General features: G+C 74.9%; 21 protein-coding genes and 1 pseudogene. 10 read left to right on the top strand and 12 right to left on the bottom strand.

The genetic code is table 11. From position 1 onward, the window contains the following. Positions 1-75 precede the first annotated feature (75 nt). A complete protein-coding gene (locus tag ACFC0B_RS07925; protein WP_376083675.1) occupies positions 76-993 on the bottom strand; it encodes an SGNH/GDSL hydrolase family protein in 918 nt (305 codons plus the stop codon). Positions 994-1251: 258 nt separating this feature from the next. Between ACFC0B_RS07925 and ACFC0B_RS07920 the strand changes: the two genes are divergently transcribed. After that, entirely contained in the window at positions 1252-2952 is a 1701-nt protein-coding gene (locus tag ACFC0B_RS07920; protein ID WP_376083673.1) for an FAD-binding dehydrogenase, read from the top strand. A gap of 21 nt (positions 2953-2973) precedes the next feature. Here the strand turns inward: ACFC0B_RS07920 and ACFC0B_RS07915 are convergent, their stop codons facing one another. After that, on the bottom strand, positions 2974-3390 hold the full coding sequence (locus ACFC0B_RS07915; protein WP_376083671.1) for a DUF3592 domain-containing protein: 417 nt from the start codon (positions 3388-3390) through the stop codon (positions 2974-2976). Between the two features lie 48 nt (positions 3391-3438). Next, positions 3439-3819, bottom strand: coding sequence for an ArsR/SmtB family transcription factor (locus ACFC0B_RS07910; protein ID WP_376083669.1), 381 nt, complete (start codon positions 3817-3819; stop codon positions 3439-3441). 103 nt (positions 3820-3922) lie between these two features. On the opposite strand from ACFC0B_RS07910, the gene ACFC0B_RS07905 reads away from it, so the two are divergent. The 4 genes from ACFC0B_RS07905 (at position 3923) to ACFC0B_RS07890 (ending at position 10371) form a co-directional block, all read left to right on the top strand. After that, entirely contained in the window at positions 3923-5959 is a 2037-nt protein-coding gene (locus ACFC0B_RS07905; RefSeq protein ID WP_376083667.1) for a heavy metal translocating P-type ATPase, read from the top strand. Positions 5960-5965: 6 nt separating this feature from the next. Continuing rightward, on the top strand, positions 5966-6400 hold the full coding sequence (locus ACFC0B_RS07900; protein ID WP_376083665.1) for a (2Fe-2S) ferredoxin domain-containing protein: 435 nt from the start codon (positions 5966-5968) through the stop codon (positions 6398-6400). Between the two features lie 81 nt (positions 6401-6481). Next, positions 6482-6733 (top strand): hypothetical protein, encoded by a 252-nt coding sequence (locus ACFC0B_RS07895; protein ID WP_376083663.1) that lies wholly within the window; start codon positions 6482-6484, stop codon positions 6731-6733. Between the two features lie 122 nt (positions 6734-6855). Next, on the top strand, positions 6856-10371 hold the full coding sequence (locus ACFC0B_RS07890; protein ID WP_376083661.1) for a SpaA isopeptide-forming pilin-related protein: 3516 nt from the start codon (positions 6856-6858) through the stop codon (positions 10369-10371). Between the two features lie 68 nt (positions 10372-10439). Here the strand turns inward: ACFC0B_RS07890 and ACFC0B_RS07885 are convergent, their stop codons facing one another. Further along, positions 10440-11099 (bottom strand): ThuA domain-containing protein, encoded by a 660-nt coding sequence (locus ACFC0B_RS07885; RefSeq protein WP_376083659.1) that lies wholly within the window; start codon positions 11097-11099, stop codon positions 10440-10442. Positions 11100-11278: 179 nt separating this feature from the next. Here ACFC0B_RS07885 and ACFC0B_RS07880 point away from each other — a divergent pair, with 179 nt between their 5' ends. Further along, entirely contained in the window at positions 11279-12946 is a 1668-nt protein-coding gene (locus tag ACFC0B_RS07880) for a fibronectin type III domain-containing protein (protein WP_376083658.1), read from the top strand. A 62-nt stretch (positions 12947-13008) separates the two neighbouring features. Here ACFC0B_RS07880 and ACFC0B_RS07875 read toward each other — a convergent pair whose 3' ends face one another. Further along, positions 13009-14223 carry a pyridoxal phosphate-dependent aminotransferase gene (locus tag ACFC0B_RS07875; protein ID WP_376083657.1) on the bottom strand — a complete coding sequence of 405 codons (1215 nt, stop codon included), beginning with the start codon at positions 14221-14223 and terminating at the stop codon, positions 13009-13011. A gap of 97 nt (positions 14224-14320) precedes the next feature. Here ACFC0B_RS07875 and ACFC0B_RS07870 point away from each other — a divergent pair. Together ACFC0B_RS07870 and ACFC0B_RS07865 are read left to right on the top strand one after the other, a co-directional pair. Continuing rightward, a pseudogene (locus tag ACFC0B_RS07870) lies at positions 14321-14671 on the top strand (winged helix-turn-helix transcriptional regulator); the annotation flags it as partial. 298 nt (positions 14672-14969) lie between these two features. Beyond that, a complete protein-coding gene (locus tag ACFC0B_RS07865; protein ID WP_376083655.1) occupies positions 14970-15767 on the top strand; it encodes an SGNH/GDSL hydrolase family protein in 798 nt (265 codons plus the stop codon). A 60-nt stretch (positions 15768-15827) separates the two neighbouring features. Here the strand turns inward: ACFC0B_RS07865 and ACFC0B_RS07860 are convergent, their stop codons facing one another. After that, positions 15828-17444, bottom strand: coding sequence for a DUF2079 domain-containing protein (locus ACFC0B_RS07860; RefSeq protein ID WP_376083654.1), 1617 nt, complete (start codon positions 17442-17444; stop codon positions 15828-15830). Positions 17445-17650: 206 nt separating this feature from the next. On the opposite strand from ACFC0B_RS07860, the gene ACFC0B_RS07855 reads away from it, so the two are divergent. Further along, positions 17651-18580, top strand: a complete 930-nt coding sequence (locus tag ACFC0B_RS07855; RefSeq protein ID WP_376083652.1) for a pentapeptide repeat-containing protein — start codon at positions 17651-17653, stop codon at positions 18578-18580. A 21-nt stretch (positions 18581-18601) separates the two neighbouring features. On the opposite strand, the gene ACFC0B_RS07850 is transcribed toward ACFC0B_RS07855, so the two are convergent. From ACFC0B_RS07850 to ACFC0B_RS07830, 5 genes are all read right to left on the bottom strand, one after another. After that, on the bottom strand, positions 18602-19207 hold the full coding sequence (locus ACFC0B_RS07850) for a hypothetical protein (protein ID WP_376083651.1): 606 nt from the start codon (positions 19205-19207) through the stop codon (positions 18602-18604). Continuing rightward, positions 19204-20508 carry a hypothetical protein gene (locus ACFC0B_RS07845; protein ID WP_376083650.1) on the bottom strand — a complete coding sequence of 435 codons (1305 nt, stop codon included), beginning with the start codon at positions 20506-20508 and terminating at the stop codon, positions 19204-19206. Before ACFC0B_RS07845 ends, ACFC0B_RS07850 begins: the two co-directional genes overlap by 4 nt. Positions 20509-20510: 2 nt before the next feature. Next, a complete protein-coding gene (locus ACFC0B_RS07840; protein WP_376083648.1) occupies positions 20511-21353 on the bottom strand; it encodes an ATP-binding cassette domain-containing protein in 843 nt (280 codons plus the stop codon). 44 nt (positions 21354-21397) lie between these two features. Continuing rightward, positions 21398-21826, bottom strand: a complete 429-nt coding sequence (locus ACFC0B_RS07835; RefSeq protein WP_376083646.1) for a hypothetical protein — start codon at positions 21824-21826, stop codon at positions 21398-21400. Between the two features lie 360 nt (positions 21827-22186). Beyond that, entirely contained in the window at positions 22187-22918 is a 732-nt protein-coding gene (locus tag ACFC0B_RS07830) for a tyrosine-protein phosphatase (protein ID WP_376083645.1), read from the bottom strand. A 280-nt stretch (positions 22919-23198) separates the two neighbouring features. On the opposite strand from ACFC0B_RS07830, the gene ACFC0B_RS07825 reads away from it, so the two are divergent. After that, positions 23199-24395, top strand: coding sequence for an FHA domain-containing protein (locus ACFC0B_RS07825; RefSeq protein ID WP_376083643.1), 1197 nt, complete (start codon positions 23199-23201; stop codon positions 24393-24395). 37 nt (positions 24396-24432) lie between these two features. On the opposite strand, the gene ACFC0B_RS07820 is transcribed toward ACFC0B_RS07825, so the two are convergent. After that, a complete protein-coding gene (locus ACFC0B_RS07820) occupies positions 24433-25374 on the bottom strand; it encodes an aminoglycoside phosphotransferase family protein (RefSeq protein ID WP_376083641.1) in 942 nt (313 codons plus the stop codon). Positions 25375-25399 lie beyond the last annotated feature (25 nt).

Here is a 25399-nt window from a genome sequence, read left to right as displayed (position 1 = left end):
GGCGCACGACCGAGGGGGCGGTGACCGGGGTCGGGTCACCGCCCCCTCGGGGCTCCCGGCGTCCTCGGGCGGGTCTCAGCGGAGCGCGGCGAGGACGGCGTCCGCCATGACCCGCTCGCCGGTGGCGTTCGGGTGGAAGGGGACGGCCGGGGAGCCGGGCAGCGCGCCCTCGATCCAGCGGTCGTCCGAGCAGACGTCGTGCCCGCGGGTCGGGGCGGCGGTGTCCACGTAGGTGGCGCCGGCCGCCGCGGCGGTGGACCGCAGCATCGCGTTCAGCCGCCCGAGCACGGCGTGCAGGTAGGGGACGTCGCGCGGGGCGAGCGGCTGGCGCAGGACGCAGGACGCGCCGTCGGCGGGCAGCACCGAGGGGTAGCCGACCAGCAGGATCCGGGCGTTCGGGGCCTTGGCGCGCAGCGTGCTCAGGGCGGCGGCGAGCCGGGGGCCGGTGGCGTCGATCCGGTCGGCGAGGTCGTCGTTCCCGTACTGCCAGGACCAGTTGGACCAGTCCCAGTGGCCGTGGTGGTAGACGTCGGTGCAGGGGGTGCCGAGCGGGTTGACCACCGCACCCGCGATGCAGGTGGCGATCACGTCGCCGATCCCGATGTCGCTGTCGCCCAGGTCGTTGCCGCCGATCCCGAGGGTGATGAGGTCGGTGTCGGCGGTCACCGCGTCGATCTGCGGGTCGTTGACCCGGATGAAGGCGTCGTACTGGGGCTGGGTGATCGACTTGACCTTCGCGGCGGCGCAGGTGACGTCGCGGTAGGCGGTGGCGTTCAGGGCGGCGGCGACCAGGTGTCCGTAGTTGCGGTCGGAGCGCAGGCAGAGGCCGGCCGACTGGTTCGGGACGCCGGCGCCGGCCGCGTAGGAGTCACCGAGGGCGACGTAGCGGTGCGGGGCGGGAGTGGCGGCCTGCGCGCCGGTGGCGGTCATCGCCAGGGCGGCGCCCAGCGCGGCGGAGGTGAGCAGCAGGGAATTCCGGGCACGGCGGAGCACGGTTCCTCCTGGGGGAGAGAAACGGGTGGGTGGGGGGCGTACGAGCCGGGCCACAGCTACTACCGACAGGTAAGTTACTGGCAGGTTTCGGTGCCGTCCATGCCGCGCGCGCATATTTCCGAAAATCCGTCAAAGGTTTCGCCGGTCGCTTCGGCGGGAATTTCGAATTTCGCTCCACGGTGTATCGAAGACATTTCCGGAACGAGGCGGAGCGGAATGCGCGGGACCGTTCGCCGCCGGCCTTGAGGAGCTGCCCGGATGGCCCTGGACGCCGACGTCATCGTCATCGGAGCCGGACTCGCGGGCCTCGCCGCGACCGCCGAACTCGCCGACGCCGGGCGGCGGGTGATCCTGCTCGACCAGGAGCCCGCGGCCTCGCTCGGCGGCCAGGCGCACTGGTCCCTCGGCGGCCTGTTCCTGGTCGGCTCGCCCGAGCAGCGCCGGATGCGGATCCGCGACTCGCGCGCCCTCGCCCGGCGGGACTGGCTCGCCGCCGCGGGCTTCGACCGGCCCGGGGACGACTGGCCGCGCCGCTGGGCCGAGGCCTACGTCGACTTCGCCGCGGGGGAGCAGCGGGCCTGGCTGCGCGCGATGGGCGTGCGGTTCTTCCCGGTGGTCGGCCGGGCCGGGCGCGGCGGGCCGCTCGCCGACGGCCCCGGCAACTCCGTCCCGCGCTTCCACGTCGTCTGGGGCGCCGGCCCCGGGCTGCTCGAACCCTTCGTCCGCCGGGTCCGCGCGGCCGCCGCCCACGGCCTGGTCGACCTGCGCTTCCGGCACCGCGTCACCGGCCTGGCGGCGAGCGCCGGCGCCGTCGACACGGTGACCGGAGAGGTGCTCGTCCCGAGCGCGGCGGCGCGCGGCGAGGCGAGCTCCCGCGAGGCGGCCGGCCGCTTCGAGCTGCGCGCGCGGGCCGTCGTCCTCGCCTCCGGCGGCATCGGCGGCAACCACGAACTCGTCCGCGCGGCCTGGCCCGCCAGGCTCGGCACCCCGCCCGGGCGGATGCTCTCCGGGGTGCCCGCGCACGTGGACGGGCTGATGCTCGGCGTCGCCGCCGACGCCGGGGCCGCCCTGGTCAACGGCGACCGGACGGGGCACCGCGCCGAGGGCATCGCCGACTGGGACCCGGTCTGGGCCCGGCACGGCATCCGCGTCCTGCCCGGCCCCTCCGCGCTCCGGCTCGACGCCCTCGGCCGGCGGCTGCCCGCGTCGCCGTTCCCCGGCCCCGACACCCCTGGCTTCGGCACCCCTGGCTCCGACATCCCTGGTTCCGACACCCCCGGCCCCCTGGAGCAGCTCGGGGCCACCGGGTACGACCACAGCTGGCTGGTGCTCAACCGGGGGATCGTCGAGAGGGAGTTCGCCCTCGCCGGCTCCGCACAGAACCCCGAGCTCACCGGCCGCTCGCTGCGCGGCGTGCTGCGGCGCGCGCTGCCCGGCGTCCCCGGCCCGGTCCGCACCCATCTCGCCCACGGCCCGGACTTCGTCGTCGCGGGCACCCTGCACGACCTCGCCCGCGGAATGAACGCCAAGGCGCGGGCCCGGCTGATCGACACCGCCGACCTGCGCCGCGTCGTCGAGGACCGGGACCGCCGGATCGCCGGCCCCTTCGGCGCGGACCCCCGGGCGGCCGCCGTCCACGGTGCCCGCCGCCGGCTCGGCGACCGGCTGCTCCGCGCCGCCGCGCCGCGCCGCATCCTCGACCCGGCGGCCGCCCCGCTGATCGCCGTCCGGCTGTCCGTCCTCACCGGCGCGTCGCTCGGCGGGCTGCACACCGACCTCTCCGCCCGCGTGCTGCGCCCCGACGGCTCCGTCCTCGACGGCCTCTACGCGGCGGGCGAGGCCGCCGGATTCGGCGGCGGGGGCCTCCACGGCCACCGCTCCCTGGAGGGCACCTTCCTCGGCGGCTGCCTCTTCTCCGGCCGCACCGCCGGCCGCGCGGCCGCCGCGGCGACGGCGTAGGGCGGGTCCGACGGGCCGCCGTCAGTCGAGGGTGAGGCCGATCCAGTAGAAGAACACGGTCGTCGCGGCGAACAGCACGCAGGCGTACCCCAGGAGCCCCACGCCGTCGGCGCTGGGGTGACCGAGGACGACCACGTTCCGGGGGTGGCTCCGGTGGTAGGCGATCTCGACCAGGTCGCCCGGCTCCAGCCCCGTCGGGCCCCGCAGGGAGATCGACGTCGCCGCCTCCACCACCGCGCCGTCCGGGAGTTCGAAGCGCACCTTGACGTCGTCCTGGACGCCGCCCTCGTCGCCCACGGGCCGGCTGTCGACCTCGGTGACCCGGGCGCGCAAACGCTGGCCGTACCGGCGGATCCGGAACGTCCGCACGGACCGCGACCCGGTGTAGTACGAACTGCCGCCGAGGACCGTCCCGATCGTGAGCGCGAGGAGGTTCACGGCCCGCAGCCTAGTGCCGGGGTGCTCCCGTGCCCACCGTTACGGCGATCAACTGCCGTTCGTTGGCAGGGAGTTCGCCCTTCCGTTGTCGACGATGCCGAGGCGGAGGTGGTCGACGTGGTAGACCGCCTGGTCGAGCAGGGCGGCGACGTGGCCGTCGTGCAGGGAGTAGACGACCGAGCGGCCGCGGCGCTCGCCGACGACCAGGCCGAGGTTGCGCAGCAGGCGCAGCTGGTGGGAGCAGGCGGACTGCTCCATGCCGACGGCGTCGGCGAGTTCGGTGGCGGCCCGCGGCCCTTCGCGGAGCTCGGCGAGGATCAGCAGCCGCGAGGGGGTGGCGAGGGCCTGGAGCGTGCTCGCCACCTTGGCGGCGTTGGACGCGTCCAGGCGCATCCGCGGCACGGCGTTCTCGGCGGCTGCGTGTCCCATGGGGGAATCCTACGGGGCGCGGCCGCGGGGGAGCCGGGGGCCGATGGAACAGGTCATATGAACACATGAAGGTGTGTTCATGTATTCCTGTAGGGTGACGGCCATGTCCGTCGCCACGCCGCCCACCCCGCTCACCCGGCCCGCCGCCCCGGCCCCGCCCGCCGGGCCGCCGCGCCCCCGCCGCACCCGGGTGCTCGCCCTGCCCGAGGCCCGCTGGGCGGCCGGCAGCCTGGTCGCCTTCCTGGCCGCGCTCGGCCTCCAGCTCGGCGGCGCCCCCGGCTGGGCGTCCGGCGCGCTGTACGCCGTCGCGTACGCCGCCGGCGGCTGGGAGCCGGCCCTCGCCGGCCTGCGCGCGCTGCGTGAGCGGACCCTGGACGTGGACCTGCTGATGGTCGTCGCCGCGCTCGGCGCCGCCGCCATCGGGCAGGTGCTGGACGGCGCGCTGCTGATCGTCATCTTCGCGACCAGCGGCGCCCTGGAGGCCCTGGCCACCGCCCGCACCGCCGACTCCGTCCGCGGCCTGCTCGACCTCGCCCCCGCCACCGCCACCCGGCTGCGCGCCACCACGGCCGTCGCGGTCGGCGGGGTCGGCGGGGGTGCGTCAGGCGGGGGTGGGGTCGGCGGGGACGCGGTCGGCGGGGACGTCGAGGAGACCGTCCCCACCACCGCCCTCGCCGTCGGCGACACCGTGCTGATCCGCCCCGGCGAGCGGATCGGCGCCGACGGCCGCGTCCTCGACGGCGCGAGCGACGTCGACCAGGCCACCATCACCGGCGAACCGCTGCCCGCCGCCAAGCGCCCCGGCGACCAGGTGTACGCGGGCACCCTCAACGGCGCCGGCGTGCTGCGGGTGCGCGTCGAGCGGGACCCCGCCGACACCGTGATCGCCCGGATCGTGGCCATGGTCGAGGAGGCCTCCGAGACCAAGGCGCCCACCCAGCTGTTCGTCGAGAAGGTCGAACAGCGCTACGCCGCCGTCCTGGTGGCCGCCACCCTGCTGCTGTTCGCCGTCCCGCTCGCCCTCGGCGCCGAGCTGGCCGACGCCCTGCTGCGCGCCATGACCTTCATGATCGTCGCCTCGCCCTGCGCCGTCGTGCTCGCCACCATGCCGCCGCTGCTCTCCGCGATCGCCAACGCCGGGCGGCACGGCGTCCTGGTCAAGTCGGCGGTGGTGATGGAGCGCCTCGGGCAGGCCGACACCGTCGCCCTCGACAAGACCGGCACCCTCACCGAGGGCACCCCCCGGGTCACCGAGGTGCACCCGCTCGACGGCATCGCGGCCGACCGCCTGCTGGCGCTCGCGGCCGCCGCCGAGCACCCCAGCGAGCACCCGCTGGCCCGCGCCGTGGTCGCCGCCGCCCGTGAGCGCGGCCTCGCCGTCCCGCCCGCCACCGACTTCACCGCCACCCCGGGCGTCGGCGTGCGGGCCGTGGTCGGCGGTGCGGTGGTCGCCGTCGGCGCCCCCGGCCCGCACCGCGACCACCCCGCCGTCGCCGCCCTGGAGGCGGACGGCCGCACCGCCGTCCTGGTGCTGCGCGACGGTGAGCCGGTCGGCGTCCTCGGCCTCGCCGACCGCCCGCGCGCCCAGGCCGCCGGAGCCGTCCGCGCCCTGGCCGCGCTCACCGGCCGCCCGCCGGTGCTGCTCACCGGCGACAACCCGCGCGCCGCCGCCCGGCTGGCCGCCGAGGTCGGCCTCGGCGACGTCCGGGGCGGGCTGCTGCCGCACGAGAAGGCCGCCGCCGTGCAGGACCTCGCCGCCGCCGGCCGCCGGGTGCTGATGATCGGCGACGGTGTCAACGACGCCCCGGCGCTGGCCGCCGCGCACACCGGCATCGCGATGGGCCGGGCCGGCTCGGACCTCGCCCTGGAGACCGCCGACGCCGTCCTCGTCCGCGACGAACTGGCCGCCGTCCCGGCCGTGGTGGCGCTCTCCCGGCGGGCCCGCCGGCTGGTGGTGCAGAACCTGGTGATCGCGGGAGCGGCCATCACCGTCCTGGTCGCCTGGGACCTGGCGGGTACGCTGCCCCTGCCGCTCGGCGTCGCCGGGCACGAGGGCTCCACCGTGATCGTCGGCCTCAACGGCCTGCGGCTGCTGCGCGAACGGGCGTGGCGGCGGGCCCTGCGGAACGAGGAGGGCTGAGGGAGCATGAGCCGACGCGAGCGCGAACGCGAGCGTGAACGGACCGGCGGGAAGGGCGGCGGGCGCGGCCCGGCGTCCCCGGTGACCGTCACCGTCTGCCGGGGCTGCTGCTGCGGCACCCAGGAGAAGCACCCCGGCGTCGACCACGCCGGCCAGTACGAGCGGCTGCGCGCGGCGGTCGGCGACGCGGGCCGGGTCCGGGCCGTGAAGTGCCTGGACACCTGCGCGCACTCCAACGTCGTCGTGGTCGGCCCGTCCAGCGAGGGCCGCGCGGCCGGCGGCCGCCCGGTCTGGCTGGGCTGGGTGCTCGCCGAGGACATGATCGACGAGATCGCCGCGTGGGTGCACGCCGGCGGCCCCGGCCTCGCCGACCCGCCGGGGATGCTCGACCTCCAGGAGATCGCCGTCTCCCGCCGCGTCAGCGCGGGTCTGCCGGGCTGACCGGGGCCCGCTCGGGGAGGAACGGCCAGCGCCTACGATGGCCGGAAGACAGGGCCTAGGTTCCGACCCGGGAGGAAGACGATGACCACGGTCTGCCGCATCTGCGCGGGCACCGGCCGCACCGCCGGCCTCAGCTGTCGGACCTGCCAGGGCACCGGCACCACCGAGGTCGGCGGCGGCGGCGGCAACTGCTTCCTCTGCGACGGCACCGGCGTCTACGTCCGCTACCGGGTCGACGCCACCGGCGCCAAGCACGCCTACCGCGACGAGATCTGCCGCACCTGCGACGGCACCGGCAACCGGGCGGCGTCCCCCTGGGACGAGGCGCCCTGAGCACGGCGCCGGACCGGCCCGGAAGGTGACGGTTGGTCTGAGCGGGTACGTCCGCACACGGTCAGCGTAGGTGAGCACCCTTCGGGCGGCCGTGCCTCGACGAGCTGACGGACGCTACGACTATGGCTTCCCTCAACCGCTTGTTCGACCGCGTCCGCCGCAAGGCGGTCGCCCTGGCACTGCCGTGCACCATCGTGTCGGCCCTCGTCCCGGTCCTCGCGCTCGGCCCCGGCGCCGTCCCCGCCGCGGCCGCGACCCTTCCGGGCGGGCTGGGGCCCTGCGTCCCCGGCAGCTGTCCCGACCCCTTCCCCCCGATCAGCAACGGCCCGATCGCCGGGCGGGACAACGGGATCAACATCTTCGTCGGCTCGGACTTCCTGGTCCGCGGCCGCGCCGCCGAGGCCGAGGGCCGGATCGTCGTCGTCCACGACTTCGACCAGTCCAAGGACGTCGGCGCCAGCTCCATCTACAACATCGGCATCGTCGGCGCGGGCTCCCGGGTCCCCCCGCCGGACGGGGCCGACTTCCTCACCACCGGCGACGACGTCGTCGTCACCGCCGGCCAGACCCTGGTGGCCGAGGGCGGTGTCGTCCGCTACGCCAGCACCGTCACCGGCAACGTGACCGGCACCCTCGTCCAGGACCCCAACGCCATCCAGCCCTACGCCGGCCTGCGTGACCAGCTCTCCACCGCCTCCGACTGCTACGCCCGGGTCAACGGAGTGCCGCGCACCCCGACCGGCATCGCCGTGAACGCGGGCTTCGAGACCCTGTTCACCGGTGACGGCGTGTCGGCGCTCCAGGTCTTCAACGTCGACTTCGACCTCGCCGGCCCGGGCGGCGGCCAACAGGGCATCGCCTTCGCCAACATCCCGGCGGGCGCCACCATCCTGGTCAACCTGACCGGGGCCGCCCGGACCATCAACACGTACAGCGGCGACATCGCCGACACCGACCCGCTCAACGCCTACCGCGAGCGCCTGCTGTGGAACTTCCCCGACGCCACCACGGTCAACCTGGTGGGCACCGGCCAGTTCCAGGGCAGCATCCTGGTCGGCGAGCAGGCCTCGCAGACCACGGTCACCCTGCCCGGAATCAACGGTCGCGTCTTCGTCACCGGCGACCTCATCCACACCAGCTCGCCCACCGGGGGCGGCGGCCAGGAGTTCCACGCCTACCCCTTCGACGGCAGCCTGCCCGACTGCGCCGTCGCCCCGGTGACGGGTGAGGTGCGGGTGCTGAAGACGGACGTGGTGACGGGTGCGCCGCTGGCGGGCGGTGTGTTCGAGCTGTGGGAGGAGACCAACGGGATTCCCGGTCTCCAGACCACCGGCGTGAACCCCGACACCCAGGTGGGCACCACCTGCACCACGGGTGCGGACGGCCTCTGCCGCCGGACGGTGCCGCTGGGCACCTACTACTGGCGGGAGACCGCCGCGCCGGCCGGGTACGACCTGCCGATCGACCCGGTGTTCGGCCCGCTGGTGCTGACGGAGGCGAACGCCCCGGCCGGTGTGCAGGTGACGGCTCCCGACGTGCCGCAGGTACCGGTGACCGGTGAGGTCCGGGTGCTGAAGACGGACTCGGTGACGGGCCTGCCGCTTGCGGGCGGCGTGTTCCAGCTGTGGGAGGAGACCAACGGCATTCCGGGCCTCCAGACCACTGGCGTGAACCCGGACACCGAGGTGGGGTCGGCCTGCACGACGGGTGCGGACGGCCTCTGCAGCCGGACGGTCGCGGTCGGCACGTACTACTGGCAGGAGACCGCCGCGCCTCCCGGGTACGTGCTGCCGGCCGATCCGGTGTTCGGGCCGCTGGTCCTGACCCCCCTGAACGCCGCCGAGGGCGTGCAGGTGACGGCCCCCGATGTCGCGCAGCCCCCGGTGACGGGCGAGGTCCGGGTGCTGAAGACGGACGTGGTGACGGGTGCGCCGCTGGCGGGTGGTGTGTTCGAGCTGTGGGAGGAGACCAACGGGATTCCAGGCCTCCAGACGACCGGCGTGAACCCGGACACCCAGGTGGGTGCCAGCTGCACCACCGGTGCGGACGGTCTGTGCCGTCGGACGGTGCCGCTGGGCACCTACTACTGGCGGGAGACCGCCGCGCCGGCCGGGTACGACCTGCCGATCGACCCGGTGTTCGGCCCGCTGGTGCTGACGGAGGCGAACGCCCCGGCCGGTGTGCAGGTGACGGCTCCCGATGCCCCGGTCGCGCCGGTGACGGGTGAGGTGCGGGTGCTGAAGACGGATTCGGTGACCGGTGCCCCGCTGGCGGGTGGCGTGTTCGAGCTGTGGGAGGAGACCAACGGGATTCCCGGTCTCCAGACCACCGGCGTGAACCCGGACACCGAGGTGGGTGCGGCCTGCACCACCGGCGCGGACGGCCTGTGCCGTCGGACGGTCGCGGTCGGTACGTACTACTGGCAGGAGACCGCCGCACCTCCCGGGTACGTGCTGCCGGCTCAGCCGGTGTTCGGGCCGCTCGTGCTCACTCCGGCGAATGCCGCCCAGGGTGTGCAGGTGACGGCTCCCGACGCGCCGGTGGCTCCGGTGACCGGTGAGGTCCGCGTCCTGAAGACGAACGCCGAGACCGGTGCGCCGCTGGCGGGTGGTGTGTTCGAGCTGTGGGAGGAGACCAACGGCATCCCCGGTCTCCAGACCACCGGCGTGAACCCCGACACCCAGGTGGGCACCACCTGCACCACCGGCGCGGACGGTCTCTGCCGCCGCACGGTGGACGTCGGTACGTACTACTGGCGGGAGACCGCCGCACCTCCCGGATTCGTGCTGCCGGCCCAGCCGGTGTTCGGTCCGCTGGTGCTGACCCCGGAGAACGCCGCGGCCGGTGTCCAGGTCACCGCCCCCGACGCGCCGCAGCCGGTGACGACGGGTGAGGTGCGGGTGCTGAAGACGGACGCCGAGACCGGTGCGCCGCTGGCGGGTGGTGTGTTCGAGCTGTGGGAGGAGACCAACGGGATCCCCGGTCTCCAGACCACCGGCGTGAACCCGGACACCCAGGTGGGCGCGGCCTGCACCACCGGCGCGGACGGCTTCTGCCGCCGGACGGTGGACCTCGGTACCTACTACTGGCGCGAGACCGTGGCGCCTCCCGGGTACGACCTGCCGGCCGAGCCCGTCTTCGGTCCGCTGGTGCTGACGGCGGCCAACGCCGCCGAGGGCGTCCAGGCCACCGCCAGTGACTGCCCGTCGCCGAAGCCGCCGGGCGACGGCGCGATCCACCTGACCAAGAGGGACGCGCATTCGGGCGAGCCCGTGGGCGGCGCGGTGTTCCAGCTGTGGCGGGAGAGCAACGGCGTCCCCGGCCTGCAGGCCGACGGCGCCGCCCCGGACACCCAGGCGGGTGACTGCACCACCGCCTCCGACGGTGGCTGCGACTTCTCCCACCTGCCGGCCGGGCAGTACTACCTGCGGGAGACCGCGGCGCCCCACGGCTACCAGTTCCCGCGTGACCCGGTCACCGGTCCCATCCAGGTGAACGCCGACGACTGCGTCACCGTCGACCTCACCAACAAGAAGAAGAAGGACGGCCACGGCCACGACTGCGACCACGGCTACGGCCATGGCTACGGCTACGGTCACGGCTATGACTACGGCTTCGGACACGGCTTCGGCTGGTAGTCGGCCGGTGGACGGTTGAACCGAGGACCGCCCGGAGCAGCACCGCTGCTCCGGGCGGTCCCGTTCGCTCAGCCGAGCACGTGGCGCAGGCCGCCCAGCAGGTGGCCGCGGAAGGCCCGGTCGGCGTACGCCTCGGGGGCGTGGCCGAGCGCGGTGTAGAAGGTCGGCGCGCCGTCGTGCTCGCCGCACCAGGCGAGCGGGTGACGGTCGGCCAGGCCCATCGCGGCGCCCGTGTAGTCGGCCTCGTCCACGGTGAGCAGCACGCGGGCGCCGCGGTCGCGCGGGTCGGAGCGGAAGTCGTACCACTCGTCGGTCCACTCCCAGCGGGCCGGCAGGTGGGCGGTGGCCGGGTGGTCGGCGTCGGCGACCCGGACCGGCGCGGTCTGGATCGCGGGGTGCCGGTCGAACCGGGCGCCGACGAGCCCCTCGAACCACGGCCACTCGTACGCCGTGCTGGACGCCGCGTGCACGCCCAGCCAGCCGTGACCGGCGGTCAGGTGGTCGCGCAGCGCGTCCTGCCCGGCCTCGTCGAGGACCGGGCCGCCGGTGGAGAGGAACACCACGGCGGCGTACCGGCGCAGGGCGGCGGGCCGGAAGACAGCCGGGTCCTCGCTGGCGTCGACGGTGAAACCGTGCCGTTCGCCCAGCTCGCCCAGCGCGCGGGTGCCGTCGACGACCGAGGCGTGCGGGAAGCGGAGGTTGCGACGGTAGATCAGGATCCGGGCCATGGTGGATGATCCTGCCAGCCCCGGTCGCGGCGCCCGTGCGGGGGGCCGGGAAGCGCGTTTCGCCTGCGTACGGCTTTGCCGAGCCATGGTCGAACATTGGCGGTCGACTGACCGGCACGCCCGGGCGCGTTCACCGCGCGTCCGTGTCCGGTCAACGGGTGGCTGGAAGAGTCCCGCGCATGGAAACTCCGAACATGGGCGTGCCGGTCGAGCTCGCCGAACGCATGAGCATGGCCGAGCAGCACGAGTACCTGCGGGCCCGCTTCTCCCGCCGCCGGATGCTGCGCGCCGGCGCCGTCTCGGTGGGCGCGCTGGCCGTGGGCGGTGCGCTGGGCAGCGGCACCGCCTCGGCGGCCCCGGTCTCGCCGCAGCTGCTGGCCGGCGGCGCCACCGCGGGCGTCGACGGCTCGCTGGTCGCCCCGATCGGGCGTCACCTCTCGTTCGGCCCCGAGCCGGACACCCAGTTCCGGGTCTCCTGGCAGGTGCCGGCCCCGGTGAAGCGGCCGTTCCTGCGCTACGGCAGGAACCCGTGGGACCTCGGCCACAAGATCGAGGCGGAGGTGCGCACCCTGCACACCCCGGCGCTCACCCCCACCGGCCGGCCGGTGGACCAGTACTACCTGCACGTGGCGCTGGAGGACCTGCACCCCGACACCACCTACTACTACGGTGTCGGCCACCAGGGCTTCGACCCGGCCTCGCAGCAGGCCGTCTCCACCCTCGGCACCTTCCGCACCGCGCCCTCGCGCGAGCACCGCTGGGGCAAGGTGTACGAGCCGTTCACCTTCACCGCCTTCGGCGACCAGGGCGTCAGCGACCACGCCAAGGGCAACGACCACATCATCCTGGCCCAGGACCCGGCCTTCCACCTGCACGCCGGCGACATCTGCTACGCCGACCCGGCGGGCTCCGGCCAGGACTCCGACAAGTCGGTGTTCAACGCCACCACCTGGGACGCCTTCCTGGTGCAGACCGAGACGGTCGCCTCGAAGGTGCCGTGGATGGTCGCGTACGGCAACCACGACATGGAGGCCTGGTACTCGCCGAACGGCTACGGCGGCGAGAACGCCCGCTTCTACCTGCCGGACAACGGCCCGGACAAGCGCAGCGTCCCCGGCGTCTACTCGTTCCGCTACAAGAACGTCGGCGTCATCTCGCTGGACGCCAACGACGTCTCCTACGAGATCCCGGCCAACTTGGGCATCTCGGCGGGCCGGCAGACCCGCTGGCTGGAGCGCACCCTGAAGGACCTGCGGGGCGACGAGACGATCGACTTCGTCGTGGTCTTCTTCCACCACTGCGCCTTCTCCACCACTCACCAGCATGCCTCCGAGGGCGGGGTGCGGGAGGCCTGGGTGCCGCTGTTCGAGAAGTACCGGGTCGACCTGGTGATCAACGGTCACAACCACGTGTACGAGCGCACCGACGCGATCCTCGGCAACAAGGTCTCCAAGGCGGTGCCGAGCGGCGCCGCCGTCGAGCCCGCCAAGGACGGCGTGGTGTACGTGACGGCGGGCGCGGCCGGCCGCAGCCTCTACCGGTTCGACGCCCCGGACACCTACGAGGGCCACGAGAACCGCCTGGACTCGGTGGACACCTACTACTTCGCCAAGGGCGGCGGGAAGGTCACCGAGAAGGTCGAGTGGTCGCGGGTCCGCTACACCGGCTACTCCTTCATCAAGGTCGACGTGAAGCCCGCCCACCTGGGCCAGAAGTCCGAGATGACCGTCACCGCCCTGGCGGAGGACGGCACCCGGGTCGACCACTACACCGTCCTCCGCAAGGTCGGCGAGGGCTGGGACAGCGACCACGACGACGACGGCCAGGGCGGCGGCTGGGGCCGGTAGCCCCCCCGCCCCGCACGCCACCGGCCCCCGCAGGCACCGCCTGCGGGGGCCGGTGGCGCGGGTCAGGTCTGGCGGTAGGTGGCGAGGAAGCGGCCGATGCGGTTGATGGCCGTCTCCAGGTCGTCGGCGCGGGGGAGGGTGACGAAGCGGAAGTGGTCGGGGCGGGGCCAGTTGAAGCCGGTGCCCTGGACCACGTGGATCTTCTCGCGGAGCAGGAGGTCCAGGACGAAGCGCTCGTCGTCGACGATGCGGTGGACGGCCGGGTCGAGTTTGGCGAAGGCGTAGAGCGCGCCGCGGGGCTTGACGCAGCTGACGCCGGGGATCTCGTTGAGGGCGCGGAAGGCGACGTCGCGCTGTTCGGCGAGGCGGCCGCCGGGCAGGACCAGGTCGTTGATGGACTGGTGTCCGCCGAGCGCGGCCTGGACGGCGTACTGGGAGGGCACGTTGGGGCACAGCCGCATGCCGGAGAGCATGGTGAGGCCCTCCAGGTAGTCGCTCGCGTGCTGCTTGGGGCCGGAGACGACCAGCCAGCCGCTGCGGAAGCCGGCCACCCGGTAGGACTTGGAGAGGCCGTTGAAGGTGAGGGTGAGCACGTCGTCGGCCAGCGCGGCCAGGCAGTGGTGCTCGACGCCGTCGTAGAGGATCTTGTCGTAGATCTCGTCGGCCAGCACCATCAGCTGGTGGCGGCGGGCGAGGTCGAGGATGCCCTCCAGCAGTTCCTTCGGGTAGACCGCGCCGGTGGGGTTGTTGGGGTTGATGACCACGATCGCCTTGGTGCGGGCGGTGATCTTGGCGGCGATGTCGTCGAGGTCGGGGAACCAGTCCGCCTCCTCGTCGCAGGCGTAGTGCACCGCCTTGCCGCCGGCCAGCCGGACCACCGCCGTCCACAGCGGGTAGTCGGGCATCGGGACGAGCACCTCGTCGCCGTCGTCCACCAGGGCGGTGACGGCCATCTGGATCAGCTCGGACACGCCGTTGCCGAGGTAGACGTCGTTGACGGTCACGCCCTCGACGCCGCGCTGCTGGTAGTACTGCACGACGGCGCGGCGGGCCGGCAGGATGCCGCGCGAGTCGCTGTAGCCGTGCGCCCGGGGGAGGTTCCGGATGATGTCCTGGAGGATCTCCTCCGGCGCCTCGAAGCCGAACGTGGCGGGGTTGCCGGTGTTCAGCCGGAGCACGCTGTGCCCGGCTTCCTCCAGTGCGTTGGCCTGGTCGACCACCGGGCCGCGGATCTCGTAACACACGTCATTCAGCTTGCTGGACTGCCGAAACTCCATCTGTGGCCTCCCGACCGTCACCCCGCGTCGATCCTGGTTGCTTTGTTCTACCAAGTAGGCACTTGGAAAGTCCAACCTCTTGGCTATGCTGATCCACATGTCACGCCGAAGCTACGACCAGTACTGCGCCGTCGCCCGCGCCCTGGACGCGGTGGGGGAGCGCTGGAGCCTCCTGATCGTCCGTGAACTCCTGGCCGGCCCGCGCCGCTACACCGACCTGCACGCCGACCTGCCCGGCGTCTCCACCGACATCCTCGCCGCGCGGCTCAAGCAGCTGGAGAGCGAGGGCCTGGTCGAGCGGCGCCGCCTCGAACGGCCGGCCAACGCCACCGTCTACGAGCTGACCGGGCGCGGCGCCGAACTGCGGCCGGTCGTGGCGGCGCTCGGCGTCTGGGGCCTCGACGCGCTGGGGGAGCAGCGGCCGACTGATGCCGTGCGCACGCACTGGGTCACCGGCGTGGTGGAGCAGGCGGGGGAGGAGACGGCGGGGGAGACGGCGCGGGTCTGACCGGCCGGAAGGCCGCGGTCGGCGGCGCACCCGGAACTCCGGGACCGATTCCCCCCCGGTACCGGTCCAGGATCCGTCGGGCAGCGCCGCCGACCCGCACCACTCTGCCCGGCCCCGATGAACGGAGGATCGGCGACCGATTGCCGCCGCCGTTGATCCGCGGGCCCGCGGCGTTCCGCGGCGCGCGCCCGAGGCCGCCGGATCCCGCCGCGGGCCGCGCGCGTACGATCGTCGGGCCATGGAGAACACGGAGAACACGCCCACCGCCTTCCGCAGTTACGTCGCCGTAGGGGACTCCTTCACCGAGGGCATGTGCGACGACCTGTTGCCCGACGGCCACTTCCGGGGCTGGGCCGACCGCGTCGCCGCCCGGCTCGCCGCCGACCACCCGGCCGGCGCCTTCCGGTACGCCAACCTCGCCGTGCGCGGCAAGCTCATCGGCCAGATCCACGACGAGCAGCTGGAGACCGCCGCCGCCATGGGCGCCGAGCTGGTCACCCTGGCCGGCGGGCTCAACGACGTGCTGCGCCCGCGCTGCGACGTCGCCCGGGTCGAGGAACTGCTGGGCGCCTCCGCCACCCGGCTGCGCGCCACCGGCGCCACCGTGGTGATGTTCACCAGCACCGACCCGACCCGCCGGATGGCCGGCTCCGCCCGGCTGCTCCCGGCGATCCTGCGGATGAAGGCCTTCGTGCACGAGCTCGCCCAGGACCCGGGCATCGCCGTGGTCGACCTCTTCTCCGCGCCCTGTTTCGACGACCGCGGGCTCTGGGCGGAGGACCGGCTCCACCTCTCGCCCGAGGGGCACCGCCGGGTCGCCGAGGCCGTGCTGGAGGCGCTCGGCCGCCCCGCCGGCTTCGACTGGCGCGCGCCGCTGCCGGCCGCCGCGCCGCCGACCCGCGGCGAGAAGCTCGCCGCCGACGCCCGCTGGGCCCGCACCCACCTCGGCCCGTGGATCGGCCGCCGCCTCACCGGCCGCTCCTCCGGCGACGGCCGCCCGCCCAAGCGCGCGGAGCTGCTGCCCTACGAGGGCTGAGGACCGAGGGCCGAGGACCGAGAGCTGCGGGCTGCGGCTGCGGCTGCGGCTGCGGGAGTCTCAGCCGCGGAAGAGGTTGTGGCCCACGTCCGACGGCACCTCGTCCTGGTACGGGGTGGAGTCCGGGCCGGGCACCTGCTCGCCCGGGACCGGCTCGGTGCCCTCCCGGTGCAGCAGGTGGACGCCGTCCTCCGACCAGACGGTCCGGTACCCGTGCGCCAGCAGCAGCTCGATCCGGGCCGCCTGCTCCCGGTCGGTCCGGAACGGGAAGGACCGCTTGTCCGCGCGGATCAGCACGTACTCGCGCCCGCGCGGCTTCTCGTCGACCAGCACCACGTCCGCCCGGGCGGTCAGCCGCGGCGCCGCCTGGTTGTCGGCCTCGACCGAGGCGCCGTCCGGGACCAGCGCCGCGCCGCGCAGCAGCGCCGCCTCGCTGGCCTTCGGCTGCCAGTACGCCGGCACGAACAGGTTCGCCACCCCGAGCGGCAGCGCGGCCGCGACGGTCAGGGCGGCCGCCGCCACGCCGAGCCGGCGGGTCAGCGCGCGGTCGTGGCAGCGGCCCAGCACCTCCACCGCGGCGACCAGCAGGATCGGCCAGAGGAACGCGTCGTAGTGCCGGGCGATCGACCAGTGGTTGGGGTTGCTGGAGAGGACCCGCTCGGCGAGCAGCGGGACGGCCAGGAGCACGGTCGCGGAGCGCAGCGGGAGGAGGAACAGGGTGCCGAAGAGCCAGAGCAGCAGCAGCGGCTTCAACGGGGCGTCGAAGAACGCCGAGACCAGGCGGGTCGGGTCGGCCAGCACGTTGGCGACCGCCGACCCGCCGTCCTCGCCGAGCGCCTGGTAGTTCCAGTAGTAGCCGGGCACGCCGCCCATCGCGGGGATCAGCTTCGCGATCGCCACCGCGGAGGCGAGCGGGCCGCCGAGCAGCAGGCCCAGCCCCCAGCGGACGGCGGGGCGGCGGCGCTCGGGGTCCGGCTCGCGGCGCGCCCGCAGCAGCAGCACCAGGCCGTACGCGCCGACCGCCAGGCCCATGTCCTCCTTGGTGCAGCACAGCAGCAGGCCGGCCAGCGCGGCCGCCCAGTACTGCCGGGCCATCCCGCGCTCCAGCATCAGCAGCGTGAGCGGCACGGCGAACGCCACCTCGTGGAACCCGCCGCGGGAGGCCACCAGCAGCGGCCAGCCCAGTCCGTGGGCGAGCGCGGCGAGGTCGGCGGCGCGGCGGGCGGTGCGGGGGTCGGCGTCGGCGAAGCAGCGGTCGGTGATCCGGCGGATCAGCGGCACGCCGGCGGCGAAGCAGAGGGCCTGGCCGAGGAGCAGCGAGCGGGGGTCGTCCCAGAGCCAGTAGAGCGGCGCCATCAGCGCGATCACCGGTGAGAAGTGGTCGCCGAGGAGCGAGAAGCCAGGGGGGAACTCGTGGTGGAAGCTCTTCAGCGTGGACACTGGCAGGCCGAAGTGCGCGTAGCCGCGCACGCCCTGGTCGAAGATCCCGAGGTCGAAGCCGCCGAGCTGGAGGGTGGTCCACTGCTGGGCGCCGATCGCCAGGCAGACCGCGAAGCAGAGCAGCGTGAACGCGACGGTGCGGGCGCGGGGCGGGAGGCGGAGGGCGGGTGGCTGTCCGGCGGCGGGCGTCGCGGTGCCCTCGGTGTCCGGGTACGGCGCCACGTCGTGCCGGGACATGCCTTGGTTCCTCCGCTGGTGCTGTGCTGCCTGGTGCTGGGCCGCGTGGTGCTTGTGCTGCGTGGTGCCGGGCCGCGCGCGCCCTGGTGCCGCTCGCGCTCGGTCGACCACACTAACCGACGACCGCTCCGGGCTGTCGGTACGCTCTACAGCTGCACCACCGCACCGTCCCACCGCATCGCCGTACCCGGAGGAACAACAGCATCGTGAGCGTCCCGAGCCTCAACCTCGTCTCCGACTGCGGGAGCTGCTTCGGGCTGTGCTGCGCCGCGCTGCCGTTCGCCGCCGGGACGGACTTCGCCGTGAACAAGGCCGCCGGCACCGCCTGCCGCAATCTCCAGGTGGACTTCACCTGCGGCATCCACGAGCGGCTTCGCGACAGCGGCTTCCCCGGCTGCACGGTGTACGACTGCTTCGGGGCCGGCCAGCACGTCTCCCAGGTCACCTTCGGCGGGCGCAGCTGGCGCGAGGCGCCGGAGAGCGCCGGGACGATGTTCGAGGTGTTCCCGGTGGTGCGGCAGCTGCACGAGCTGCTCTGGTACCTCGCCGAAGCGCTCACCTTCGCCCCGGCCCGCCCCGTGCACGGGGAGCTGCGCCGGATGCTGGAGGAGACCGAGCGGCTGGCCGCCGGCACGCCGGAGGAGATCCTGGCGGTCGACGTGCCCGCGCACCGGCAGGCGGTGGCCGAGCTGCTGTTCCGGGCGAGCGAGCTGGTCCGGGCCGCCGTCCCGCGCCGTCGTGAGCACCGGGGCGCGGACCTGTTCGGGGCCCGGCTGCGCGGGGCCGACCTGCGCGGGGCCAATCTGCGGGGCGCGCTGCTGGTCGCGGCGGACCTGGCCGGGGCGGACCTGCGGCTCGCCGATCTGGTCGGCGCGGACCTGCGGGACGCCGACCTGGCGGGCGCCGACCTCACCGACGCGCTGTTCCTCACCCAGGCGCAGCTCAACGCGGCCCGCGGCGACGGAGCCACCCGCCTCCCGGCGGCCCTGAAGCGCCCCGCCCACTGGCCCGACACGGCCGAGGCCGCGCCGGCCCCCGGCGGCGCCTCGGGCGGGCCCGGCAGGTCCCGGGGCGGTGCCCGCGCGGGCACCGGCCGGCAGAACGGCGGCCGCCCGGGCAAGCCCCGGCGGCGCTGAGCCCCGGCCCCGCGGCGGCACTCAGCCGGCCGGCAGGCGCAACGCGGCGGGCGGCTGCCGATCGCGCAGGGCACAGGCCGCGCCGGTGAGCAGCAGCAGGCCGACGGCGGCCAGCGCGGCCGGGGAGCCGGCCGGGTGCAGCGGCCAGGCCCACGGTCGCGGTCGGCCGTCCGGGGACCAGCCCGCCGCCGAGCAGAGCAGCGGGACGCCGGCGAGCGCGGCGGCCGCCGGACGGTGGCCGACCAGCGGGTGGGCCAGCAGGGCCAGGCCCAGGTAGCCGGCGGTGTTGCGGGCCAGGACCAGGGCGAGCGACCCCTGGCCGGCCGCGTGGGCGAGGCCGCCACAGGTCGCCCCGGCGGCCGCGAGGGCGAGCGCGAGCCCGGTGTCCAGACCGCGCAGCTGCCGGGCGGCGACCGACTCGGTCCGCAGGTCGCCCCGGCCGAGCCCGTACAGCAGGGACACCGCCGGGAACAGGGTGATCACATGGGCGAGGAGGAAGTGCCCGGCCTGTCCGCGCAGGGCGGGCACCGGCAGCTCGCCGTCCCCGGCCAGCAGGCCGACGGCGAAGGTCCCGGCGAGGACGGCCGCGAGCGCCGGCACCGCGCGCGCCTTGCACCACCAGATCACCCCGCACCCCCTCCGGCGGCCGCCCCGGCGTGCGGGAGCGGCGGGGGCGGGGTGCCGCAGTCGGCCAGGGCCGCGGCGGTGGCGCGGTACCAGGCGAGCTGGGTGTCGTCGGGCAGCCGGGCCAGTTGGGCGGCGCGGGCCGCGTCGGCCTCGGTGAAGCGGCCGCCGATCCCGGCCGGGGGCACGCTCGCACCGTCCGGCCCGGTCAGGGCGGTGAGCCAGGCGGTGGCCGTGCCGACGGCCGCCGCCGCCGGGTAGGGGTCGCCGCGGCGGGCGCAGTCCGGGGCGTGCGGGAGCAGGCCGCCGACCACGGCGGGGGCGACGTCCCGCGCCAGGGCGTCGGTCGGGACGCCGAGCTTGGCCTCGCCCGGTCCGGGCCGGGCGGCCATGGTGAACGCCTCCGGGACGGCGACGCCGCGCCCGGCCAGGACGTCGGCGACCCGGCGGACCTCGCTGCGGACCGTCGTCGAGCGGGCGCCGCCGAGCTCCGGCCAGAGGCAGACCCGCGGCCGCCCGTCGTCGCAGACCAGCGCGGCGGCGGAGCGGGCGCGCACCGGTTCGGGGCCGAGGTCGCGGGCGGTCCAGCCGCCCAGTGCGACGCCGCCCGCCGTGACGGCCAGCGCGGCGGCGACGGCGAGCGGGGCGCCGCGCCGGCGGATCAGCAGGACGGCCGCCGCGCAGACCGCGCCGGAGAAGACCAGCGAGCCCGCCACCGCCCGTCCGTCCAGCACCTGGTCCACGGCGCAGCAGTCGGAGAGCCCGCCGCCGACCAGGTGCCGCGGCCAGTAGGTGTCGAACGCGGCGGGGTAGGCGTTCAGCACGAAGCTGCTGACCAGCGCGAGCGGTACGGCGACCACCGGTGCCAGCACCCGTCCGACGACCGAGCCGACCAGGGTGTTGGCGAGCAGCAGCCCGGCCCAGACCGCGAACAGGCCGGGCTGCGGGACGCCGTCCGCGGTGCCGCCGGCCAGCATCGCGGTGCCGAGCGCGACGGCCATGCCCAGCCCGCCCATCACGGCGACCGGCAGCAGCACCGGCGCGGTGACGGCCGGCGCGGAGCGGACCGGTGAGCGGTCGAACACGCCGCCGCGCCGCAGCCGCCCGCCCTCCCAGGCGCCGCAGGCCGCGCAGGCCGCGCAGGCGAACGGCAGCGCGAGGCTGGCGTGCCCGGCGGCGGCGAGCCCGTACGCCGGGGTGACCCAGGCGGTCAGCTCGTCGCCGAGCGCGACCAGGACGAAGCCGAGCAGGAACGGCAGCGTCCGGGTGCCCGCCGAGACCCGCAGCACGGTGCGCAGCAGCATGGTCACGTCTCCCGTTCGATCAGGCGCGCGTACGCGGCCTCGGCGGTCGGCGTGCCGGAGCCGCCGCGGGGTCCGTCGCCCGGTCCGCCGCCGGGCCGGTCGTCGGCTCCGTCCTCGGCTCCGTCGCCCGGTCCGCCGCCGACCGCCCCGGGGATCCGGCCGCCGGCCGCGAGGGCGTGGAACTCCTCGGTGGCGCCCTGGAACCGGACCCGGCCGCGGTCCAGCACCACCACCTGCCGGTAGGTGCCGGCGAGGTCCTCGGTCTGGTGGGTGGAGACGACGATGTTCACCTCGCCCGTCAGCTCCTCGACCAGGGAGCGGAACACCGAGCGCTGGGTGGGGTCGAGACCGGCCGTGGGCTCGTCCATCAGGATCAGCTCGCTGTGGTGGGCGAGGCAGCCGGCGATGCCCATCCGGCGCAGCTGGCCGCCGGAGAGCTGGTGGCCGGCCCGGTCGGCGAGCCCGGCGAGGCCGACCCGGGCGAGCGCGCCGGCCGAGGCCCGCCAGGCGGCGGTGCGCGACATGCCCTTCAGCCAGCCGCAGTACGCGACCTGTTCGCGCACGGTGAGCCCGGGGACGGGGGTGATCTGCTGCGGCAGCCAGGCCACCGCGCGCCGGTAGGCGGCCCGGTCTCCGCCGCCCGCCGCCGGGTCGACGCCGTGCCAGGTGACGAACCCGCGGTGCGGACTCAGCTGCGAGGCGGCGAGCGCCATCAGGGTGGACTTGCCGGCGCCGTTGGGGCCGAGCAGGACGGTGGCCGGATTGTCGATCCGCAGATCGAGCCCGGTGAACAGGAGCGCCTTCCGGCTGTACTGGAAGTCGATGCGGTGGAATTCAAGGGCCATGGCGGAGTCGACGCATTTCGCTCGGAACGGGTGCGGGGGCGGGGTCAGTACCGGGCGGTCACGGTGTCCACCCAGAGCTTGGCGCCGCTGCGCACGCCCTCCAGGACGAAGTAGTAGGTGCCGGCGCTCTGGTCGCCCCAAGTGGAGGTGTCGCAGTGGTTGCTGCGGTGGCCGTAGGCCTTGTCGGGGCCGAAGACGTCCTTGTAGATCTGGAGGTCGGCGTCCTTGAAGTCGTTGTTGCCGGTCGCGCAGCCCTGGAAGGTGACGGAGGTGGCGACGTCGTCGCGGTCGGCGTCCTCCCAGCGGCGGGATTCCGATCCGGGCCCCCAGTTGCTGATGTAGGACGTCCAGGAGCCTTCGGCGAGGGCCGGGCCGGCGCCGGTGAGGCCGAGGAGCGCGGCGGCGACCAGGACGCTTCGGACGAGCGTGCGGTCGATGCGGCGGGGGCGGTCGGCTGGGTTCTCTGCGCGCATGTTCCGTCCGATCGTTTCGGTGACACCGCCGTAAGGGCGGGGTCGTGCAGACAGAAGGAAACGAGCGGAGGTCCGACCCGAACGGTCGCGGTCACCCGATCGGCCGAGCCGCCGCGGAAATGACCTTAGCGTGCACGAACAGGTGCTCAGCACTATTTTTTTCGGCCATTCGGCGCGGCGAGGCCGAGGAGTCGGGGTTCGGCAAGAGTCGGATCGACATTCGCCGAAAATTCCCGGAGTCAGGATTTTTCGGTCGAATATCGATCTGTCCTGCCCACTTCTGATCTATTGGCCGATCGATTTCTTTTTCATGCGATTGTCGTTCTGGTGGAGCGCTGGCCGGTTCTCGTCGCCGCCGGGCTACGCCGTGAGCAGTCGGGTCCGCAGTCGGCCGATCAGCGCCTCGTCGAGGCCGACCTTGCCGGTGGCATAGGTGTGCACCGAGCCGTGGGCGGCGGCCAGGTCCGCGAGCGCGAGCCGGATCACCTCCTCCGGCGCGCGTCCGAAGGCGGGCCAGCGCAGGGTGCGCCCCGGGTTGGCGGCGCGCCAGTCGGCCACCAGCCGGGTGGTGACGAGCTCGGTGAGCGCGAAGTCCGCGGCCACGTCGTCCTCGCCGACGCCGAGCAGGGTGAGCACCAGGGCGGCGATCAGCCCGGTGCGGTCCTTGCCGGCCGCGCAGTGGAACACCACCGGCCGCTCGGCCCCGGCGATCAGCTCCAGGACGGTGCGGATCTCCGCCGCCCCGTCCTCGGCCACCTCGGCGAACCGGTCCGCCAGGTACCGCCATGGGTCGAGCCCCGGGTCGATCTCGGCCTGGTCGTACGGCCGGTGCTCGATCGAGAGGTTGTGGTACGCGACCCCGTCCAGCTCCGGTATCCGCCCCCGGCGCTTGATCTCCCAGGGGTAGCGCAGGTCGATCACGGTGCCGATGTCCAGGGCCCGGAACCGTTCGAGGTCGGCGGCCGAGCCGAGCCGGCCGAGCGAGGACGAGCGGTACAGCAGCCCCCAGCGGACCGCCTGTCCGCCGGCGGCCGGATACCCGCCCAGATCGCGGAAGTTGTAGGGGCCCTCGAATGCGAGATGACGTGTCATGTTCGCACCCTACTGGGGCCGTTCCCCTCTCCGTGGACATCGCCGACGCCCCCGGCGCCCGGAGGCGGACCGGCGAACGGGCGGACCGGCGGGATCGCGGTGGCGGTGGCGGTGGCGGCGGACCACCGGCCGGGAGGGACGCGGACCAGGGGGCCGGCACAGGCGATCGGACGGTCACGGCCCGCGGCCGGAGGGCCTGGGTCATGATGGAACGGATGTGACGGGGCGCCGGGACGGCCGTCCGGGTGCGGCCCGTGCACGCCGACCGCACGGAGGCCCCATGGAGCAGCACCGCCCCGACCGAGCCCTCGACCGCGCCCTCGACCGCAACCTCGCCACGTCCGCGGACCGGGCGGACTACCTGGTCGAGCTCTCCAACGTCGTCCGGCGGACCGACTTCGGCGGGCCGGCGCCGCGTTCGCTGCACCGGCTGGGACTGGTGGTGGAGGCGCTGGTACGGCTGACCGGGGACCGGCAGGTGGCGGTGTACTGCGTGGCCGACCGCAGTCTGCTGGGCGGACGGCGGGAGTTCGCCGAGGAGGCGGACGCCCGGACGCTGGCGCGGTGGGTGGCGGAGGGACTGGTGGAGGAGGTGCCGGACGCCGACGAGCGGGTGCTGGAGATCGCCGGCATGACCGGGATCCAGGTGGTCACCGCCGACTACTACGACGACCACCGGATCGAGCACCCGTGGATCCAGGGCAACACCTGGCAGTTCCTGCGGCCCGAGGCGGCCGGGCGCGGGGTGGTGCGGCTGGTCCCGCTCGACATGGGCTACCGGACGGGCGCGGAGATCTCCAAGAAGATGGAGCTGTCGGCGCTCAAGAAGCAGGGCCTGCTGACGGCCGCCAGCAAGCCGCTGGTCGAGGTGGTCGGCCGGGCCTGGCGCTGCCCGGAGACGCGCTGCGGCCTGTACAGCGTGCACCGCGGCGGGCGGGTGATGCTGCCGCGGATGCGCCGCGGTGTGCCCACCTGCGAGCTGCACGGGACGCCGCTGCTCGACGACGGGGCCCGGCCCGGCGCCGCGCAGGTCAAGGTGGTGCTGGACGGGGAGTGCGTGGCCCGGTGCACGCTGGACGAGGGCTCGCGGACGGCGGTCGGCCGGGCGCCCGGGCCGGACGGGGACGGCATCGCGCTGCTCGGCCTGCTGCCGGTCGAGCGGGCGGCCCTGGTCAGCCGCCGGCACCTGACGGTCTCGGTGCGCGGCGGCGCGGTGACGGTGCGGGACACCAGCACGTACGGCAGCCGGATGCGCGAGGCCGGGCGGCGCGGCCACCTGGGCCCGTGGGAGCGGCTCCCGCCGGGCGCCGACCGGCCGTTCCGCCCGGGCGACGAGGTCGAGCTGACGCCCGGGCTGGTGCTGACCCGCAGCGGCCGCCGCTTCCCGGCCGAACTGGCCGGCGCCTGGCAGTCCGGGGCGGCCCGCACCCCGCTGCCGCCGGGGGCCGCCGAGGCGACCCGCTACGTCCAGCCCTGACGCCGCCGCCCGCCCGTCCGCGTGCGCGCGGACGCGCTCACACGCTGCGGTCCGACAGGATCTCCTTGACGACGTGCCGGGCGTTGGCGGCCAGCGGCGGGTTGGTGGTGCGGTAGTAGGGCAGTTGGACGAGCGCGAGGGACAGCGCCCAGGCCCGGCCGCGCTCCCAGGTGGCGTCGTCGGCGGCCAGGGAGGTGCGGAAGACCGGGCGGGCGGTGGCCGGCAGCAGGCTCCAGGCCGGCAGCAGGTCGACGGTCGGGTCGCCGACGCCCAGCAGGCCGAAGTCCAGGACGGCGCCGAGGCGTTGGCCGGTGACCAGGAGGTTGCCGGGGGTGAGGTCGCCGTGCACCCAGCGGGCCGGCCCGGTGTACTCGGGCAGCCGCAGGGCCTTGTCCCACAGGGCGGTCGCCGTCTCGGTGTCGACCACCCCGCGCAGCCGCCCGATGGCGGCCCGGGTGGCGGCGTCGCGGCCGGCCAGCGGTCCGGCGCGCAGCGCGGCGGGGGCTTCCGGGCCCGGCTCGACGGCGCGCAGCGCGGAGACGAACTCGGCGAGGTCGTAGGCGAGCTGGACGGGATTGGGGAGCGATCCGACGACCGGGGTGACGCCGTCGAGCCAGCGCAGCACCGACCAGTCCCACGGGTAGCCGACGGTCGGCCGGCCGTGGCCGATCGGCGCGGGGACGGGCACCGGCAGGTGCCGGGCGAGGCGGGGGAGCCAGTACTGCTCGCGCTCCAGGTTCCCGGCCGCCCAGGCGGCGCGGGGGAGGCGGACGGCGAGTTCGGGGCCGAGCCGGAACATCGCGTTGTCCGTGGCCGTGAGCCCGGCCGACGCGAGCGGCAGGCCCTTCCACTGCGGGAACTGGGCGGCGATCAGCCGCCTCACCAGGCTGGTGTCGATGGAGGGTTCTTCGTCGTGCAGACGGTCGTGCAGGTGGTCGTCGTCGTGCATGTGGTCGGGCGTCCGAGCGGCTGCGCACATGCCCGGCACTGTACGCCGCGACGGG

Origin of the sequence: Kitasatospora sp. NPDC056184 (assembly GCF_042268405.1) — a bacterium.
In the GTDB taxonomy this organism is placed as follows: domain Bacteria; phylum Actinomycetota; class Actinomycetes; order Streptomycetales; family Streptomycetaceae; genus Kitasatospora.
This window is presented reverse-complemented; position numbering and strand designations above follow the sequence as displayed.

Excerpts from the sequence above, each read along its gene's own strand:
- ACFC0B_RS07860 (WP_376083654.1), bottom strand. The coding sequence starts at position 17,444 with ATGTCCCGGCACGACGTGGCGCCGTACCCGGACACCGAGGGCACCGCG.
- ACFC0B_RS07830 (WP_376083645.1), bottom strand. The coding sequence starts at position 22,918 with ATGACACGTCATCTCGCATTCGAGGGCCCCTACAACTTCCGCGATCTG.
- ACFC0B_RS07865 (WP_376083655.1), top strand. The coding sequence starts at position 14,970 with ATGGAGAACACGGAGAACACGCCCACCGCCTTCCGCAGTTACGTCGCC.
- ACFC0B_RS07905 (WP_376083667.1), top strand. The coding sequence starts at position 3,923 with ATGTCCGTCGCCACGCCGCCCACCCCGCTCACCCGGCCCGCCGCCCCG.
- ACFC0B_RS07835 (WP_376083646.1), bottom strand. The coding sequence starts at position 21,826 with ATGCGCGCAGAGAACCCAGCCGACCGCCCCCGCCGCATCGACCGCACG.
- ACFC0B_RS07910 (WP_376083669.1), bottom strand. The coding sequence starts at position 3,819 with ATGGGACACGCAGCCGCCGAGAACGCCGTGCCGCGGATGCGCCTGGAC.
- ACFC0B_RS07845 (WP_376083650.1), bottom strand. The coding sequence starts at position 20,508 with ATGCTGCTGCGCACCGTGCTGCGGGTCTCGGCGGGCACCCGGACGCTG.
- ACFC0B_RS07885 (WP_376083659.1), bottom strand. The coding sequence starts at position 11,099 with ATGGCCCGGATCCTGATCTACCGTCGCAACCTCCGCTTCCCGCACGCC.
- ACFC0B_RS07825 (WP_376083643.1), top strand. The coding sequence starts at position 23,199 with ATGGAGCAGCACCGCCCCGACCGAGCCCTCGACCGCGCCCTCGACCGC.
- ACFC0B_RS07920 (WP_376083673.1), top strand. The coding sequence starts at position 1,252 with ATGGCCCTGGACGCCGACGTCATCGTCATCGGAGCCGGACTCGCGGGC.
- ACFC0B_RS07900 (WP_376083665.1), top strand. The coding sequence starts at position 5,966 with ATGAGCCGACGCGAGCGCGAACGCGAGCGTGAACGGACCGGCGGGAAG.
- ACFC0B_RS07880 (WP_376083658.1), top strand. The coding sequence starts at position 11,279 with ATGGAAACTCCGAACATGGGCGTGCCGGTCGAGCTCGCCGAACGCATG.
- ACFC0B_RS07840 (WP_376083648.1), bottom strand. The coding sequence starts at position 21,353 with ATGGCCCTTGAATTCCACCGCATCGACTTCCAGTACAGCCGGAAGGCG.
- ACFC0B_RS07875 (WP_376083657.1), bottom strand. The coding sequence starts at position 14,223 with ATGGAGTTTCGGCAGTCCAGCAAGCTGAATGACGTGTGTTACGAGATC.
- ACFC0B_RS07820 (WP_376083641.1), bottom strand. The coding sequence starts at position 25,374 with ATGTGCGCAGCCGCTCGGACGCCCGACCACATGCACGACGACGACCAC.
- ACFC0B_RS07890 (WP_376083661.1), top strand. The coding sequence starts at position 6,856 with ATGGCTTCCCTCAACCGCTTGTTCGACCGCGTCCGCCGCAAGGCGGTC.
- ACFC0B_RS07895 (WP_376083663.1), top strand. The coding sequence starts at position 6,482 with ATGACCACGGTCTGCCGCATCTGCGCGGGCACCGGCCGCACCGCCGGC.